This window comes from Actinosynnema sp. CA-299493, assembly GCF_050946825.1.
In the GTDB taxonomy this organism is placed as follows: Bacteria; Actinomycetota; Actinomycetes; order Mycobacteriales; family Pseudonocardiaceae; genus Actinosynnema.
Map to the genome: position 1 here is coordinate 9,320,322 of NZ_CP191993.1, position 16,434 is coordinate 9,336,755.

Below are 16,434 nucleotides of genomic sequence, written 5' to 3' on the forward strand. Positions count from 1 at the left end.
GTGACCGTCCCTACAGCACCACGTTGACCAGCCGGCCCGGCACGACGATCACCTTGCGCGGCGTGCCGCCGTTCAGCAGCTCGGCCACCTTCGCGTCGGCCAGCGCCGCCGCCTCGACCTCGGCCGCCGACGCGGACGCGGACACGACCACCCGGGCCTTGACCTTGCCGTTGACCTGGATCGGGTACTCCACCACGTCCTCGACCAGGTACTCCTCGGCCGCCGCCGGGAACGGGCCGTGCGCCAGCGAGTCGGTGTGGCCCAGCTTGGCCCACAGCTCCTCGGCGACGTGCGGGCTCAGCGGCGCCAGCATCAGCGCCAGCGGCTCGGCCAGGGCGCGCGGCGCGCCGCCCGGGAAGTGCTTGGTGACGTGGTTGTTCAGCTCGATCAGCTTCGCGCCCGCCGTGTTGTAGCGCAGGTTCGCGAAGTCGTCGTGCACGCCCGCGATCGTCTTGTGCAGCAGCCGCAGCGCGTCCTCGCCCGGCTCCTCGTCGGTGACCCGCGGCTCGCCCGTGGTCTCGTCGACCAGGTTGCGCCACAACCGCTGCAAGAACCGCTGCGCGCCGACGACGTCCTTGGTCGCCCACGGCCGCGAGACGTCCATCGGGCCCATCGACATCTCGTACAACCGGAACGTGTCGGCGCCGTACTTCTCGCACATGTCGTCCGGCGTGACGACGTTCTTCAGGCTCTTGCCCATCTTGCCGTACTCGCGGCGCACCTCCGCGCCCTCGAAGAAGTACTTGCCGTCGCGCTCCTCCACCAGCTCGGCGGCCACGTAGGCGCCGCGTGCGTCGGTGTAGGCGTACGCCTCGATGTAGCCCTGGTTGAACAGCCGCCGGTACGGCTCGTCACCGGACACGTGGCCCAGGTCGAACAGCACCTTCTGCCAGAACCGCGCGTACAGCAGGTGCAGCACCGCGTGCTCCACCCCACCGATGTACAGGTCGACGCCGCCGGGGTCGGACGCGCCGTGCTCGGCCGTGCGCGGGCCCAGCCAGTACCGCTCGTTCTCCGCGTTGACGAACCGCTCGGACTCCGTCGGGTCCACGTACCGCAGCTGGTACCAGCACGAACCCGCCCAGTTGGGCATGGTGTTGGTCTCGCGCCGGTACCGCTTGGGCCCGTCGCCCAGGTCCAGCTCGACGGCGACCCAGTCCTCGGCGCGCGACAGCGGCGGCGACGGCTCGGAGTCGGCGTCCTCCGGGTCGAACGTCCGCGGCGAGTAGTCGTCCACGTCGGGCAGCTCGATCGGCAGCATCGACTCCGGCACGGCGATCGGCGTGCCGTCCTCGTCGTACACGATCGGGAACGGCTCGCCCCAGTACCGCTGCCGGGAGAACAGCCAGTCGCGCAGCTTGAACTGCACCGTGCCCTGGCCGCGGCCCTGCTCCTCCAGCCAGGCGATGATCTTCGTCTTCGCCTCGTCGACGTCCAGGCCGTCCAGGCTGACGCTGTCCTCGTGGCTGGAGTTCACGGCCGGGCCGGCGCCCGTGTACGCCTCGCCGTCGAAGTCCTCGGGCGGCTGCACGGTCCGGATGATCGGCAGGTCGAACGCCTTGGCGAAGTCCCAGTCGCGCTGGTCCTGGCCGGGCACCGCCATGATCGCGCCGGTGCCGTAGCCCATCAGCACGTAGTCCGCGACGTACACCGGGATCCGCGCGCCGTTGACCGGGTTCGTCGCGTGCGCGCCGGTGAAGACGCCGGTCTTCTCCTTGTTCTCCTGCCGGTCCAGCTCGGACTTGCGGGACACCTCGGCGCGGTACGCGGCGACCGCGCCGGCCTGCTCCGGCGACGCGATCACGTCCACCAGCGGGTGCTCGGGGGCCAGCACCAGGTACGTCGCGCCGAACAGCGTGTCGGGCCGGGTGGTGAACACCTCGACGTCCACGGTGTCGTGCGGGGCACCCGCGTCCCGGCGCCCGACCGCGAACCTGACCCTGGCGCCGTGCGAGCGCCCGATCCAGTTGCGCTGCATCGCCTTGATCTTGTCCGGCCAGTCCAGCCGGTCCAGGTCGTCGATCAGCCGGTCGGAGTACGCGGTGATCCGCATCATCCACTGGCGCAGCGAGCGCCGGAACACCGGGAAGTTGCCGCGCTCGCTGCGGCCGTCCGCGGTGACCTCCTCGTTCGCCAGCACGGTGCCCAGACCTGGGCACCAGTTCACCGGCGCCTCGGACAGGTACACCAGGCGGTGCTGCCCCAGCAGCTTCTCCCGTTCCACGCGGGACAGCTCGGCCCACGGCTCGTCCGGCGTGGCCCGCTCGCCCGAGGCGAACTGCGCCTCCAGCTCGGCGATCGGCCGCGCCCGGCCCGCCGCCGGGTCGTACCAGGAGTTGAAGATCTGCAGGAAGATCCACTGGGTCCACTTGTAGTAGCCCGGGTCGATGGTGGAGATCCGCCGGCGCTCGTCGTGGCCCAGGCCCAGCCTGCGGATCTGCCGCAGGTAGGTCTGGATGTTGTCCTCGGTGGTCTTGCGCGGGTGCTGCCCGGTCTGCACGGCGTACTGCTCGGCGGGCAGGCCGAACGCGTCGAAGCCCATGGTGTGCAGCACGTTGCGGCCGTTCATCCGGTGGTACCGGGCGAACACGTCGGTGCCGATGAAGCCCAGCGGGTGGCCCACGTGCAGGCCCGCGCCCGACGGGTAGGGGAACATGTCCTGCACGAACAGCTTGTCCGCCGGCACGTCGCCCTTGAGCGGCCCGACCGGGTTCGGCGCGTGGAAGGTGCCCTGCTCCTCCCAGTGCTGCTGCCAGCGCCGCTCGATCTCACCCGCCAGCTCGGCGGTGTAGCGGTAGGCGGGCGTCGCGTCCGCCGCGTCGGTGCTCATCGGGATGTCCCTCTCCATCGGTACCTGCCCCTGACATGACGAAACCCCCCAGCCCGGAAGGGCGTGAGGGGTTGCCGCGCGGACCCGTTGACGAGGTCTGCGCGGCTAGCTAAGGAGCAGGCGGGCCTTGCTCATGCCGTCAACGGTATCAGCGCAGCGCAAGGGCGATGAACCGGGTGAACTCCTCGGCCGCGAAGTTGTCGTCGCTGACCAGCAGCAAGGTGCGCTCGCCGGTGGGCAGGCGCGGACCCCAGGTGAGGCCCTCGACGTTGTCGATCACGGGCAGCGGGAAGTCGTGCAGGTCGGCGAGCTGCTTCTTGCGGACCGGGCGCACGTGGTCGGCGAGGACGTCCTGGTCCCGCACGTCGGTCGCGCCGGCGATGTCGACCTGGAAGAGGCGGACCTTGTAGTCGGCGCCGGGCACCCAGCTGCGTTCGAGGGCGTAGTAGCGGCCGGGCACCTTCGGGTCGGCGAGGATCGCGGGCACGCCGGTGTCCGGGCCCCACGGGCCGGGCTCGGGTGCGGCGAACAGCGGTTCGAGCGGGTACGCGTGCTGGCGCACGACCACGCCGTCGCGGGTCTGCACGGTGAGGCGGGTGAGCGCGCCCCGCTCGGCGGTCGGCAGGTCGCCGTCCTGGAGCAGCGGGCCCTCGACCACGCTGGTCAGGAGCGAGCCGTCGGGGGAGAACGCGATCGCCTCCAGGGCGAGGTTGCGGCGCGGGCCGCGGTCGGTGGTGTACGCGTACTGCGCGGGCAGCGGCAGGCTGCTCACGTAGGCGCCGTCGCGGCGGGCCCGCTGGATGGACGGCTGGACCACGGCGGGCCCCTCGGTCCTGGGCCGCTCGCCCTCCTGGCTCCACCAGTAGTCGCCGGTCACCGGGTCGACCCGGACGTCCTCGGGGTCCACCGTGCGCCCGTCGTCCAGCGGCGGCGGCGAGTAGGTGCCGCCGTCGGCGTGGCGCAGGGCGTGCGTGCCGGTGATCCGGACGTCGTGCACGCCGGAGCCGTCGATCCGCAGGTCGGCGGTGTATAAGCGAGCCGGGTTCGTGTACGAGCGGTCGTCGCTGATCAGCACGTACCCGCCGGTCGCCGGGTCGCGGTCGACGCCGGACAGGCCGCCGACCGTCGTGCCCTGGAACCGCAGGGCGTTCGGCAGGGTGGCCTGGCCGAGGAAGCGGACGCCGGGCGCCGCGGCCGCGGCGGGAGCGGCCGAGACGAGCGCGGCGAGGGCGACCGACCCGGCCAGCCAAGATCGAATTCTCATGGTGATCAGCTTTCCGGCCGGCCGAACCGCCGGTAAGGCCACGATCGAGTGAACCCGGGGCCGGCCCGAGCAAGATCCAGGGACCGGCCTACCCTCGTCAGGGTGAACATCGTGCTGCCTGTGGTGCTGGGTCTGATCGGTGTCGCGTTCGCGACCATCGGCTTCCTCGGCGTGCGTGGCCGACTTCAGCGCAACCGCTTCTTCGGTGTGCGCACCAAGGCCACGCTGCGCGACGACGAGACCTTCGCGCTGGCCAACAAGATCGCCGGCGTGCCGAACGCGGCTGCGGGCGCCATCGCCCTCGTGGCGGCCGTCGCGTCGGCGGTGAACCCGGCGTTGTCGCTGGTCATCGGTCTGGTCGGGCTGGTGGGCAGCGTGGTGGTCGCGAGCGCGGGAGGCGTGCTCGGCCACCGGGCCGCCGAGGCGCTGCCCGAGCAGGCCCCGGCCGGGTGCGGCGGCTGCGCGTGCGCCGGCTCCGGCGGCGGCTGCGGCGTCCTGACCCGCGCCTAGTTCCGGCGGATGTCCGTCGGGAACGTCGCCATCAGCGCCGTCGGCATGCCCTGGCGGCGCAGCACCCGGCCCCACAGGTCGACGTTCGGCGGCGTGAGCACGTCGTCGGGCAGGCCCTTCACGACGATCCAGTCGCCGCGCTCGACCTCGTTGCCCAGCTGGCCCTCGCCCCAGCCGGAGTAGCCGGCGAACACGCGCATCCCGCGCACCTTCGCCACCAGCGCGTCCGGGTCGGCGTCCAGGTCGACCAGCGCGACCGGTCCGTGCACGCCGACCACGCCGTCGAGCGACGCCAGGTCCTCGCCGGTGCGCAGCGCGGCCAGGCACAACGCGGTCTTCTGCTCCACCGGCCCGCCGATGTAGACGGCCTGCGGCCTGGTCACGTGCGGTCCCCACGCGGGCAGCACGTCGTGGACGGCGACCTCGCTCGGGCGGTTCAGCACCACGCCGAGGCTGCCCTCGTCCCGGTGGTCGATGACGTAGACCACCGTCCGGCGGAAGTTGGGGTCGGTCAGAGTCGGTGCCGCGACCAGCAGGGAACCCGGTTCGACGTCGGCATCAGGGCGCACACCACGCATGATCCCAGACGACGGCCGGGCGCCGGGTGACGCAGCACGCACACCGCGCGGACGCGGCGGGTCCACCGGGCCGGAACATCCGGGTTACCGTGTTCGTTGCAGTGAACGTCAGGCGCCATCGAGTCCCCCGGGCCCACTGAAACGCCTACGCGGAATACCGTCCGGCTGGAGCCGCGTAGTGCCACCCGCCGAGAGGCGACCGGGCGCCTGGCGCCAGGGAGGCCGGACCCACCAGGGTCCGGCCTTCGTGGTTCCCGGGTCCGGAGGCATAGGCTCACCACCGTGACCACTGCCGGCACCACCGAGGCGAAGCACCACCTCGGTGTCCGGAACCTCCTCGCGCTGGCGGACTTCCGCAGGTTGCTGGCCTCGCGGCTGGCCGCGCAGTGGGGCGACGGCCTGTTCCAGGCCGGCCTCGCGGGCGCGGTCCTGTTCAACCCCGAGCGCCACGCCGACCCGCTCGCCGTGGCGGCCGGGTTCGCCGTGCTGCTGCTCCCGTACTCGGTCGTCGGCCCGTTCGCGGGCGCCCTGCTGGACCGGTGGGACCGCCGCCGGGTGCTGGTGGTGGCGAACCTCACGCGCGCGGTGTTCGTCGTGCTCACCGCGACCGCCGTCGGGCTGGGCCTCGACGGCGTGCCGCTGTACGCCTCGGCGCTGTTCGTCACGGGGGTGAGCCGGTTCGTCGGCTCCGGCCTGTCCGCGTCCCTGCCGCACGTGGTGGACGGCGACCACCTGGTGGAGGCGAACGCGTTCGTCACCACGCTGGGCGCGTTGACCGCGGTGCTCGGCGCGGGGTGCGCGGTGGGGTTGCGGTCGGTCTTCGGCTCCGGTGACGGCGGCTCGGCGTGGACCACGGCGGTCGCCGTCGCGGGGTCGTTCGGCGCCGCGTTCCTGGCCTCCCGCTTCGCGCGTGGCGCGCTCGGACCCGACGAGGTGGACGAGCCCAGCCGGACGGTCACCGCCGTCGCCCTGGGCCTGCTGGACGGCGCACGGGCCGCGTGGCGCGCGCCCGCCGTCGCCGCCGCTCTGGCGGCGCTGCTCGCACACCGGCTCGCGTTCGGCGCGTCGCTGCTGCTGACGTTGCTGCTGATGCGCAACTCGCTCACCGACTACGGGCCGCTCAAGGCGGGCATGGCGGGGCTCGGCGAGGTCGCCGTCGCCGGTGGCGCGGGCATCCTGCTGGCGGGCGTCGTGACCGACCGGCTGGTGGACCTGCTCGGCCGGCGCGGCACGGTCTGCGGCGCGCTCGCGCTGGCCGCGGCCACCCAGCTCGGCCTCGGCCTGCCCATGCTGCTGCCGACCATCCTGGCCGCGTCGTTCGTGCTGACGTTCGCGGGCCAGGTGGTGAAGCTGTGCGTGGACGCGGCCGTGCAGGGCGACATCGGCGACGAGGTCCGCGGCCGGGTGTTCGCCCTGTACGACACGCTGTTCAACGTCACGCAGGTGGCAGCCGTCACCGCCGCGGCGGCCGTCGTGCCCCTGGACGGGCGGTCGCCGGGTCTCGTGATCGCCGCGACCGCGGCCTACCTGCTCGGCCTGCTGGGCTACCTGCTGCTCACCAAGCGCACGTCGACCACCACCGACTGATCACCCACCCATCCACCCCACCCCACCCACGCCGCCCACCCCGCCCGCGAGGTCGCGTCGATCGTTCGCGGCCCATCCTGCGGCGATCACGCTCTTCGATCGTCGCAGGATCGGTCGCGAACGATCGACTTCCAGGCGACCTCGCCGCCGTCTGCGAAGCAGCGGCAATCAGCGGGGCAGCGGCAAGCGGATGATGCCCGTCTCGTGGGCGTAGACCACCGCCGCCATCCGGTCGCGCAGGTGCAGCGCGCGCAGGATCTCCGACACCACCGCCCCCACCTGGTGCTGGCTCAACGCCAGCACCCGCGCTATCTCGTGGTCCGCGAGCCCCCTGGCCAGGCAGCGGAGCACGGCCCGCTGCCGGTCGGACAGCTCGTCCAACCCCTGTTGTGCCCGGGTGCCCCCCTCGGACAATCCCCAAGCGTTCATACGACACCACCCCCAGTGCGCGTCTGACGCACACAGTCATGGTCCCGCAACGGGCTGTCACTGGCCAAGCCCCCAGCCCGAGATTGGTCACTTGGTGTCAGTCACCAGGAGGCTGGACGCCCTCCGCGCGGGCCCACTCGATCAGCTCCGCGACCGCCTCGTCGTGGTCGAGCGGGCCGCGGTCCAGGCGCAGCTCCTTGAGGAACTTCCACGCCCGGCCGACCATCGGCCCTGGTGGCAGGCCCAGCAGCCGCATGATCTCGTTGCCGTCGAGGTCCGGCCGGACCCGCTTGAGGTCCTCCTCGGCGGCGAGGCGCTCGATGCGGCGCTCCAGGTCGTCGTACGTCCGCTGCAACGCGTTGGCCTTGCGCCGGTTGCGCGTGGTGCAGTCGGCGCGGACCAGCTTGTGCAGGCGGGGGAGCAGGTGCTCGGCGTCGGTGACGTACCGGCGCACCGCCGAGTCGGTCCACTCGCCGCTGCCGTAGCCGTGGAAGCGCAGGTGGAGGTACACGAGCTGGGCGACGTCCTCGACGATCTCCTTCGAGTACTTCAAGGCGCGCAAACGCTTGCGGACCATCTTCGCGCCGACCACCTCGTGGTGGTGGAACGAGACGCCGCCGCCCTCCTCGAACCGCCGGGTGTCCGGCTTGCCGATGTCGTGCAGCAACGCCGCCAGCCGCAGCACGAGGTCCGGCTCCGGGCCGCGTTCCGGGTCCGCCGCCTCCAGGTCGACGGCCTGGTCGAGCACGACCAGCGAGTGGTGGAACACGTCCTTGTGCTGGTGGTGCTCGTCGATCTCCAGCTTCATCGCGGGCAGCTCGGGCAGCACCACGTCGGCGAGCTTCGCCTCGACCATCAGCTCGACGCCCGCCCGCGGGTGCGCGCCCGTGAGCAGCTTCGACACCTCGACCTGCACGCGCTCGGCGGTGATGCGGGTCAGCTCGCCCGCCATGGCCGCCATGGCGTCGAGCACGCGCGGCGCGACGGTGAAGCCGAGCTGGGACACGAACCGGGCCGCGCGCAGCATCCGCAGCGGGTCGTCGGAGAAGGACTCCTGCGGCGTCGCCGGGGTGTCCAGGGTCCTGGCCCGCAGCGCCTCGCGCCCGCCGGTCGGGTCGATGAGCTGCCGGTGCACCACGTCGTAGGCCATCGCGTTGACGGTGAAGTCGCGGCGGACCAGGTCGCCCTCGATGCTGTCGCCGAAGGTCACCTCGGGGTTGCGGGTGACGCCGTCGTAGCTGTCCGCGCGGAACGTGGTCACCTCGACGGTCTGCCCGTGCTTGGTCGCGCCGACCGTGCCGAACGCGATGCCGGTGTCCCAGATCGCGTCCGCCCAGCCCTTGAGCAGCGCCATGATCTGCGGCGGCCGGGCGTCGGTGGTGAAGTCGAGGTCTCCGGACAGCCGCCCGAGCACGGCGTCCCGCACGCTGCCGCCCACCAGGTACAGGCGGTGACCGGCCCCGGCGAAGCGGGCGGCCAGTTCCTCGGCGACGGGGAGGGCGCTCAGCAGTTCCACCACGGCATTGTCCTGCCCAGGAGGAGTGGCGGTGGAGGCGATGGGTCCGGACACGAGCAGCCAGCCTACTGGTCGGCGACCCCGGGGCCGAACGAGTTGCCCGAAGTCGATCACCGGCCGCCACCGGGCGGTCACGTCCGGTACCCGCTGGTCACCACTACCATCAGGGCATGCCCCAGTCGTCCGGTCGCTCCGGCGGTCCCAAGCCGAGGCGCCGCAACCGGCGTCGGGGTCGGCGGCTGAAGACCGTCGACGAGACCTCGGCGGGGGGACTGGTGCTGGACTTCGAGCAGCACGTCGCCGCGATCATCGGGCGGCTCGACCGGCGCGGCAGGCTGTTGTGGTCGTTGCCGAAGGGTCACATCGAGGCCGGTGAGACCGCGGAGCAGACCGCGGTGCGCGAGGTCGCGGAGGAGACCGGTATCCATAGCAAGGTCCTGCGCCCGCTCGGCTCGATCGACTACTGGTTCGTCGCCGAGGACCGGCGGGTGCACAAGACCGTCCACCACTTCCTCCTGGAAGCGCTGGGCGGCGAGCTTTCCGACGAAGACGTGGAGGTCACCGAGGTGGCGTGGGTGCCCCTTGGCGAGCTGGACGACCGGCTCGCCTACGCGGACGAGCGTCGACTCGTGCGCCGAGCCGCCGAACTGCTCTCCGAGTACCAGACGGACGGAGCGGAGTCCGCGTGAAACGGCTGCTGTCCGCACTAGCGGCGGCGGGGGTCCTCCTCGTGACGACGGCGCCCGCGGCGCCCGCCGCGCCCGTCGACACCGGGCGGCTGCCCGTCCGACCGGCGCCCGCCACCCAGGTGTGGGCGACCAGGGCGCTGTCCAGCCAACCGGGCCAGCAGTCGCAGGTGTGGCTGCGCCTGGACGTCGAGGAGATGGTCCCCCGCGTGATCACCGCGGACGGGCTGGACTCGATCACCATCTCCGGCAAGGTGGTCAACGTCGGCGACCGGCCGATCGAGGACATCGAGCTGCGCCTGGAACGCGGTCAGCCGCTGACCGGCGAGGACGAGGTCCGCAAGGCGCTGCGCGAGCCGACCGACGCCGAGGTCGTCCAACCCAGGTTCACCCCGGTCACCGACCGCCTGGAGCAGAACGAGTCGAAGCCGTTCCGGCTGACCGTGCCGCTGCGCGGGGCCGAGCCCACGTCGTTGCAGATCACCGAGCCGGGCATCTACCCGATCCTCGCCAACATCAACGGCGTCCCGGCCTACGGCGGGCGGGCCCGGCTGGCCGCGCTGAGCACCCTGCTGCCGGTGCTCGCGATGCCCGGCGGCCAGGCGCCGACCCCGCCGACCAACCCGGCCAAGATCACCCTGCTCTGGCCGCTGGCCGACCGGCCGCGCGTCGTCACCGACAGCCCGACCGTGCTCACCGACGACGAGCTGGCGGGCTCGCTGGCCATGGGCGGACGGCTGTACGGCCTGCTCACGGCCTACGAGTCGGCGCTGACCGGCCCGCTGGGCACCGGCGTGTGCCTGGCCGTCGACCCCGACCTGCTGCGCACGGTCGAGGCGATGACCCGGGGCTACGAGGTGCGCGGCCAGGGCGCGGGCAAGGGCAGGAGCGCGGCCGAGCTGTGGCACGACCGGTTGCGCCTGGTGGCCGCCGGCCGGTGCGTGATCGCGCTGCCCGACGCGGACGCCGACCTCGTGGCGCTGTCCCGCGCCGAGCTCACCGGTCTCGGCGACCTCGCGCTCGCCGGCGCCGAGGTGGTCCGCGAGGTCCTCGGCGTGCAGCCGGCGCAGGGCCTGGCCTGGCCCGAGGACGGCGTGCTCGACCAGGCGACGCTGGCGGGCCTGACCGGGCGGGGCGTCACGTCCCTGGTGCTCGACCAGTCGGCCGTCGCGGGCACCCCCGGGACGGGGCCGGTCCGGTTCGACGTGGCCGAGGGCAAGTCGGTCACGGCGGTGCGCGTCGACGGCATGGTGTCCGACGCGTTGCAGGGCGCGGCGACGACCCGGCCGGTCGCGGGCGTGACCACGCCGAGCGAGACCCGGCCGGTGTCGGTGCAGAACGCGCTGGCCGCGCTCACGTTCCGTGCCGGGTTCCAGAACACCGGCCAGCACGTGGTCATCGCGCCGCCGCGCCGGTGGAACGCGCCGAGCGGCGAGGTCGACACGCTGCTGCGCACGGCGAAGTCCCTGGTCGCGGACGGGTTCGCGACCCCCGTCGGCCTGGAGGCGCTGCTGGCGTCGCCGCCGGCGCAGACGGCCGCGTTGAGCTACCCGGTCGAGGCGGGCGCCCGCGAGGTGCCGCCGACCGTGACCGCCGCGATCTCCGACTCGTGGCTCCGGTTGCACCACCTGACGGAGTCGATGAGCCAGCCGGACGCGGAGTCCGCCGAGCCCGCCGACCTGACCGCCCCGCTGCGGCTGTCGCTGCTGCGCGCGGTGTCGGGCGCGTGGCGCGGCGACGAGGACGGCGCGCGGGCCGCGCTGGCGGTGGCCCGTGAGCAGATCGACGGGTTGCGCGGCCAGGTCACGGTGACCGAGCCGAACAGCCCGATCCTGCTCGGCTCGGGCGACAGCCCCATCCCGCTGTCCATCAAGAACCGGCTCGACGTGCGGATCACGGTGCGGATCGTGATCGAGGACACACCGGGCATCGTGGCCAAGGGCCTGACCGACATCGAGCTGCCCGCGCGCGGCGACCGGCTGGTGCCGGTGCCGGTCGAGGTGCAGCGGTCCGGGCGCTTCCCGGTGCACATCCGCCTGGTCACCACCAGCGGCGTCGAGCTGGGCGAGCGGGCGCGGCTCGAGGTGTCGTCCTCGGCGTACGGCACGATCACGGTCGTCATCACGGGCCTGGCGGGCGCCGCGCTGGTGCTGCTGTCCGCCCGGCGCATCTACCGTCGGGTGCGCGCCGCCCGGGCCGCCTCCGCACAGGTGCCGAACGACGCGAGTGGGGTCACGCCGCCGGAGAGGTCGAGCACGAGTTGAGTGGAACAACCACGGTGACGCAGGAGCAACCGCAGGGCCCGTCGCTGGCGCGCGCCGGCGGCTCGATGGCCATCGCCACGATCGTCAGCCGCGCCTCCGGACTGCTGTCCAAGCTGCTGCTGATCACGATCCTCGGCGTCGACGCGCTCAACGACTCCTACCAGGTCGCCACCACGCTGCCCACGATGATCAACGAGCTGCTGCTCGGCGGCGTGCTGACCAGCGTGGCCATCCCGCTGCTGGTGCGCGCCGAGAAGGAGGACGGCGACCGCGGCGAGTCCTACGCGCAGTGGATGATCACGATGTCCGCGGTGGTCCTCGGCATCGGCACGGTCATCGCGGTCGCCTGCGCGCCGCTGCTGACGGCGCTGTTCATCGACTCGCCCAACGCCAAGCCCGAGCTGGTCACCGCGTTCGCCTACCTGGTGCTGCCGGGCATCGTCTTCTACGGGCTGTCCGCGCTGATCGGCGCGGTGCTCAACACCCGGCACGTGTTCGGCCTGCCCACGTGGGCGCCGGTGCTGAACAACCTCGTGGTGATCGTGACGCTGGGCGTGTACTGGCTGATGCCGGGCGAGATCTCCCTCGACCCGGTGCGGATGGGCGAGCCGAAGCTGCTGGTCCTCGGCCTGGGCACGATGCTGGGCGTGGCGCTGCAGGCTTCGGTGCTGGTGCCCGCGCTGCGCCGGACCGGGTTCCGGTTCCGCTGGCGGTGGGGCTGGGACCGGCGGCTGTCGGAGTTCGGCGGGCTGGCGTTCTGGGTGCTGCTGTACGTGGCGCTCGGCTTCGCCAGCATGGTGGTGCTGACGAAGGTCGCCACGCACTACGACGGCGCCATCACGGTCTACAACATGCAGTGGCTGATCGCCCAGGTGCCCTACGGGGTGCTCGGCGTGTCGCTGCTGACGGCGCTGATGCCGAAGATGAGCCGCGCGGCGGCGGCGCACGACACCGACGCGCTGGTCGGCGACCTGGCGTTCGGCAACCGGATGTCGTCGATCCTGCTGATGCCGTTCAGCGCGTTGATGACGGTGTCCGGCGTGTCGATCGGCCTGGCCCTGTTCGCGCACGGCAGGTCCGGCGTCGGCGGCGGCGAGTCGATCGGCACGGCGCTCGCGCTGTCGGCGTTCGGGCTGGTGCCGTACGCGATCACGTTGTTGCAGCTGCGGGTCTTCTACGCGTTGAAGGACGCCCGGACGCCGACGATCATCCAGGGGATCATCGTGGTGGCGCGGATCGCGCTGCTGTACGGGTTCCTGGCGATCTCGCCGCCGGACAAGCTGGCGGTCGGCGTGTCGATCGCGATGTCGCTGAGCTTCGTGGTCGGCGCCCTGGTCGGGCAGCTGTGGCTGCGGCTGCGGCTCGGCCGGCTGCGCACCGGTTACACGGCGTGGACGATCTGCCTCACGGTCGTGGCCTCCGCCATCGCGTTCGCGACGGCGACCGGGCTCGCGTGGCTCGCCGTCCGAGTGCTGGGAATCGAGTCCCGCGTGGCGGGCGCCTGGGTCGAGGTGGTGGTCCAGACGATCGTCGGGCTGCCGTTGAGCTTCCTCCTGCTCGCCCTGTTCCGGGTGCCCGAGGTCAGGCCCGCGCTCGCCAAGATCAGTCGTTTGGTGGGTCGCCGATGACACCTGTGACACCACGCGGTCACGTACCCTCGGCCCCGTGAGCAGCGGTCCGATGCACAACACCTCGCTGGTGCCCGGCGGGGTGATCGGCGACGGCCGGTACCGGCTGCTGGCCCGGTCCGGTGTGGACCGGCGGTGCGAGGCGCACCTGTGGCGGGCCAGGGACGGGCAGCTCAACCGGGACGTGGCGCTGACCGTCCTGGTGGGAGACCCGGCCGACCACGCCGCCGCGGCGCGGGCCAAGCGGACCGCCGAACGCGCCATGCACGCCGCCAGCTTCACCCACCCGGGCGTGGCCCGGGTGATCGACGTGCTGACGCCCGGCGCCGGCATCCGGCTCGACGAGGGCATCCTCGGCGTGATCGTCGCCGAGTGGACCCAGGGCACCGACCTGCTGGACCTGGTCGCCGAGGGCCCGCTGCCCGCGGGCGCCGCGACGCGGCTGCTGGAGCCGCTGGGCGCGGCGATCGAGGGCGCGCACCACGCCGGCCTCGTGCTCGGCGCGGACCACCCGCAGCGCATCCGGGTGACGGCGGACGGCAGGCTGCGGCTCGCGTTCCCCGGGCCGCGACCGGACGCGATCGCCCGCGACGACGTCAAGGGCCTGGGCGCGATCCTGTACCTGCTGCTCACCGGCAAGTGGGCGCTGCCGAACGGCCCGGACGGCGTGCCCGCCGCGCCGACTGGCCCGGACGGCTCCGTGCTCGCGCCGAGCGCGCTGCACCCGTACGTGCCGCACGAGCTGTCGTCGGTCGCCGTGCGCAGCCTGGAGGACACCAGCGTCGGCGGCATCCGGACCAGCGCGGCGATCCTCCAGGTGCTCGACCAGATCGCCCGGTCCGAGGCGCAGACCGCGCTGATCCAGCCGGTGCCGGACGACGCGGCGGACGACGGCGCGGTGTGGACCACGCAGCGCCCGGTCCGCGACAAGGACCGCAAGCGGAAGCTGATGATCAGCGTGGCCGTGCTCGCGGTCGCCACGCTGGCCGTGGTCGTCTGGCTCGGCGTGCAGATCGTGAGCTTCTTCAGCGACGAGCCGACCGGCGGCGGCGGGCCGACGGTGGTGATCGGCCAGTCCACCACGCCGGGGCAGAGCGGCCAGCCCGCCCCGCCGGCGACGCCCGCCGGTCCCGTGCAGCCCGCGTCCGTCGGCGTGTACGACGTGACCAACCAGCCCGACAACGCCACCCGGGCCAACCGCGCCGTCGACAACAACCCGACCACGGTGTGGCAGACGGAGAACTACTTCGAGCCGTTCCCCGCGCTGAAGCCGGGCATCGGGCTGATGGCGGGCTTCGCCGAGCCGGTGAAGCTGTCGTCGGTGACGATCACGTCGCCCAGCGAGGGCACGGTGGTGGAGATCCGCGTGGCGGGCGCGCCCGGCGCGCCGCTGTCCGAGACGAAGGTCATCGCGACCGCGACCCTGTCGGCCGGGCAGACCCAGATCCAGCTCGCCGACCACGAGCCGTCGCAGCACCTGCTGGTGTGGATCACGAAGCTCTCGGGCAGCGGCAAGAACAACCGCTCCGAGATCGCGGAACTCGTCTACACCCGCGCGCAGTAGTGCCCGCGGGCATTCACCCGTGCAGGTGAAAAGAGAGAGATTGCCCGAGCCCGCTAGGCTCCCCGCGTGACCGCCGCAGCCAGCTCGGACGCAGACCTCATCACGGCGCACGCCGCGGGTGACCCGCACGCCTTCTCCGAGCTCGTGCGCAGGCACCGGGATCGCATGTGGGCCGTCGCGCTGCGCACGCTGCGCGACCCCGAAGAGGCCGCGGACGCGTTGCAGGAGGCGTTCATCTCGGCCTTCCGGGCGGCCGGGAGCTTCCGGGCCGAGTCCCAGGTCACCACCTGGTTGCACCGAATAGTCGTGAACGCCTGCCTGGACCGGATGCGCAGGCGACAAACCAGGCCGACCGTGCCGCTCCCCGAGGCGGGCCCCGGCGAGCCGGTGGCGCCCAGGGACGCGATGGCCGAGCGGGAGACCCGCCTGGTCGTCCAGGCCGCCCTCAACGAGCTGCCGGAAGAGCAGCGGGCCCCGATCGTGCTGGTCGACGTGGAGGGGTACTCGGTGGCCGAAACGGCGCAGCTGCTGGGTATCGCGGAGGGCACGGTGAAGTCGAGGTGCGCCCGCGGGCGGGCCAAGCTCGCCAAAGTTCTGGGGCACCTCCGGAACCAGGGTGCAGATGCGAACGTCCCAATGAACAACGATGTGCAGGTGCAACAGGGACGTCAGTTGGAGGAACGATGACCGGCAATGCGCGGCGTTCAGGGCCGCCGTGGTCCGTCGACCTGCTGGCTGACCTGCACGCGGGGGCTCTGGACCCGCGGACCGAGGCCGAGTTGCGGCCGCTGGTCGAGAACGACCCCGAGGCCCGCGAGATCCTCGCCGCCCTCGACGCGACGCTCGACGACCTGCACGACCTGCCGCCGATCCCCATGCCGCGCCACGTGGCCGAGCGGATCGACGCGGCCCTCGCCGAGGAGGCGCGCCCGGTCGCGCCGGTCGTCGACCTCGCGCAGGCCAAGGCCCGTCGCGCCAAGCGCCTCGGCTGGGGCGCGGGGCTGCTCGCGGCGGCCGCGGTCGCCGTCGGCGTCGCCGTGGTGGCCATCCCGCGCGACACCACCGCCGGTGACGGCGGCGGTCAGGCCCAGCAGGACAAGACCACGAACGCGCCGGTCACGGGCGGTGCCGACCGGATGCCCGCCGTGCGCGGCGAGAACTTCGGCCCGGTGTTCGGCGACGTGCTCAAGGCGCAGAACTACGGGCCGCTGGAGAACCAGGAGCAGCTGGCCGACTGCCTGCGTGGAGCGAACATCAACGCCGGCAAGCCGCTCGGGGTCAGCCCCATCACGCTGGACGACAAGCCGGCCGTGATGGCGATCCTGCCGGCGGGCACGCCCGGCGCGTACCGCATCGTGGTGGTCGACCCCCAGACCTGCGGTCCGGACAACCCCGACGGCGTCCTGGCGAACAGCACGATCGAGCCGTAGCGGGGCCGTGGCAGGGCCGTGGCCAGGCCATAGCAGGCCGTAGCCGACGCCGCGTAGCCCAACTCACCTCGACGGTGCGGAATTACCACACCCTACGATCCGTTGTGCGAAGTGCCGGGCCGGGTGATCCGGGCCCGAGAGCGACTAA

The 16,434-nt window shown here is 72.7% G+C and carries 13 protein-coding genes; 8 read left to right on the forward strand and 5 right to left on the reverse strand.

Annotated elements, in window-relative coordinates; genetic code table 11:
• Positions 1 to 10: 10 nt before the first annotated feature.
• Both leuS and ACQPYE_RS40530 read right to left on the reverse strand, forming a co-directional pair.
• Positions 11 to 2,830, reverse strand: coding sequence for a leucine--tRNA ligase (gene leuS / locus ACQPYE_RS40525; RefSeq protein ID WP_498718406.1), 2,820 nt, complete (start codon positions 2,828 to 2,830; stop codon positions 11 to 13).
• A gap of 148 nt (positions 2,831 to 2,978) precedes the next feature.
• On the reverse strand, positions 2,979 to 4,094 hold the full coding sequence (locus ACQPYE_RS40530) for an esterase-like activity of phytase family protein (RefSeq protein WP_498718407.1): 1,116 nt from the start codon (positions 4,092 to 4,094) through the stop codon (positions 2,979 to 2,981).
• Positions 4,095 to 4,196: 102 nt separating this feature from the next.
• On the opposite strand from ACQPYE_RS40530, the gene ACQPYE_RS40535 reads away from it, so the two are divergent.
• Positions 4,197 to 4,604: an SdpI family protein gene (locus ACQPYE_RS40535; RefSeq protein ID WP_498718408.1), complete on the forward strand. Its 408-nt coding sequence runs from the start codon at positions 4,197 to 4,199 to the stop codon at positions 4,602 to 4,604.
• Here the strand turns inward: ACQPYE_RS40535 and ACQPYE_RS40540 are convergent.
• On the reverse strand, positions 4,601 to 5,182 hold the full coding sequence (locus ACQPYE_RS40540) for a YqgE/AlgH family protein (RefSeq protein ID WP_498718409.1): 582 nt from the start codon (positions 5,180 to 5,182) through the stop codon (positions 4,601 to 4,603). The two genes, ACQPYE_RS40535 and ACQPYE_RS40540, sit on opposite strands and share 4 nt — an antisense overlap.
• A 282-nt stretch (positions 5,183 to 5,464) precedes the next feature.
• Here ACQPYE_RS40540 and ACQPYE_RS40545 point away from each other — a divergent pair, with 282 nt between their 5' ends.
• On the forward strand, positions 5,465 to 6,769 hold the full coding sequence (locus tag ACQPYE_RS40545) for an MFS transporter (protein WP_498718410.1): 1,305 nt from the start codon (positions 5,465 to 5,467) through the stop codon (positions 6,767 to 6,769).
• Positions 6,770 to 6,937: 168 nt separating this feature from the next.
• Here ACQPYE_RS40545 and ACQPYE_RS40550 read toward each other — a convergent pair whose 3' ends face one another.
• Both ACQPYE_RS40550 and ACQPYE_RS40555 read right to left on the reverse strand, forming a co-directional pair.
• Positions 6,938 to 7,183 carry a response regulator transcription factor gene (locus ACQPYE_RS40550; protein ID WP_498718411.1) on the reverse strand — a complete coding sequence of 82 codons (246 nt, stop codon included), beginning with the start codon at positions 7,181 to 7,183 and terminating at the stop codon, positions 6,938 to 6,940.
• Positions 7,184 to 7,295: 112 nt separating this feature from the next.
• Positions 7,296 to 8,774, reverse strand: coding sequence for a CCA tRNA nucleotidyltransferase (locus ACQPYE_RS40555; protein ID WP_498723089.1), 1,479 nt, complete (start codon positions 8,772 to 8,774; stop codon positions 7,296 to 7,298).
• Between the two features lie 110 nt (positions 8,775 to 8,884).
• Here ACQPYE_RS40555 and ACQPYE_RS40560 point away from each other — a divergent pair, with 110 nt between their 5' ends.
• The 6 genes from ACQPYE_RS40560 (at position 8,885) to ACQPYE_RS40585 (ending at position 16,286) form a co-directional block, all read left to right on the forward strand.
• The gene (locus ACQPYE_RS40560) at positions 8,885 to 9,403 is read left to right on the forward strand and encodes an NUDIX hydrolase (RefSeq protein WP_123744843.1); all 519 of its coding nucleotides are present in this window, start codon (positions 8,885 to 8,887) and stop codon (positions 9,401 to 9,403) included.
• Complete coding sequence (locus ACQPYE_RS40565; protein WP_498718412.1) at positions 9,400 to 11,664, forward strand: DUF6049 family protein; 2,265 nt, start codon at positions 9,400 to 9,402, stop codon at positions 11,662 to 11,664. The genes ACQPYE_RS40560 and ACQPYE_RS40565 overlap by 4 nt, the downstream gene beginning before the upstream one ends.
• Before the next feature lie 14 nt (positions 11,665 to 11,678).
• Positions 11,679 to 13,292, forward strand: a complete 1,614-nt coding sequence (gene murJ / locus ACQPYE_RS40570) for a murein biosynthesis integral membrane protein MurJ (RefSeq protein WP_498718413.1) — start codon at positions 11,679 to 11,681, stop codon at positions 13,290 to 13,292.
• Between the two features lie 37 nt (positions 13,293 to 13,329).
• Positions 13,330 to 14,856 (forward strand): protein kinase family protein, encoded by a 1,527-nt coding sequence (locus tag ACQPYE_RS40575; protein ID WP_498718414.1) that lies wholly within the window; start codon positions 13,330 to 13,332, stop codon positions 14,854 to 14,856.
• A 66-nt stretch (positions 14,857 to 14,922) separates the two neighbouring features.
• Positions 14,923 to 15,543 (forward strand): RNA polymerase sigma factor SigM, encoded by a 621-nt coding sequence (gene sigM, locus ACQPYE_RS40580; protein ID WP_498718415.1) that lies wholly within the window; start codon positions 14,923 to 14,925, stop codon positions 15,541 to 15,543.
• Complete coding sequence (locus ACQPYE_RS40585) at positions 15,540 to 16,286, forward strand: RsmA family anti-sigma factor (RefSeq protein WP_498718416.1); 747 nt, start codon at positions 15,540 to 15,542, stop codon at positions 16,284 to 16,286. The genes sigM and ACQPYE_RS40585 overlap by 4 nt, the downstream gene beginning before the upstream one ends.
• Positions 16,287 to 16,434 lie beyond the last annotated feature (148 nt).

Excerpts from the sequence above, each read along its gene's own strand:
- leuS (WP_498718406.1), bottom strand. The coding sequence starts at position 2,830 with ATGAGCACCGACGCGGCGGACGCGACGCCCGCCTACCGCTACACCGCC.
- ACQPYE_RS40530 (WP_498718407.1), bottom strand. The coding sequence starts at position 4,094 with ATGAGAATTCGATCTTGGCTGGCCGGGTCGGTCGCCCTCGCCGCGCTC.
- ACQPYE_RS40540 (WP_498718409.1), bottom strand. The coding sequence starts at position 5,182 with ATGCGTGGTGTGCGCCCTGATGCCGACGTCGAACCGGGTTCCCTGCTG.
- ACQPYE_RS40560 (WP_123744843.1), top strand. The coding sequence starts at position 8,885 with ATGCCCCAGTCGTCCGGTCGCTCCGGCGGTCCCAAGCCGAGGCGCCGC.
- ACQPYE_RS40585 (WP_498718416.1), top strand. The coding sequence starts at position 15,540 with ATGACCGGCAATGCGCGGCGTTCAGGGCCGCCGTGGTCCGTCGACCTG.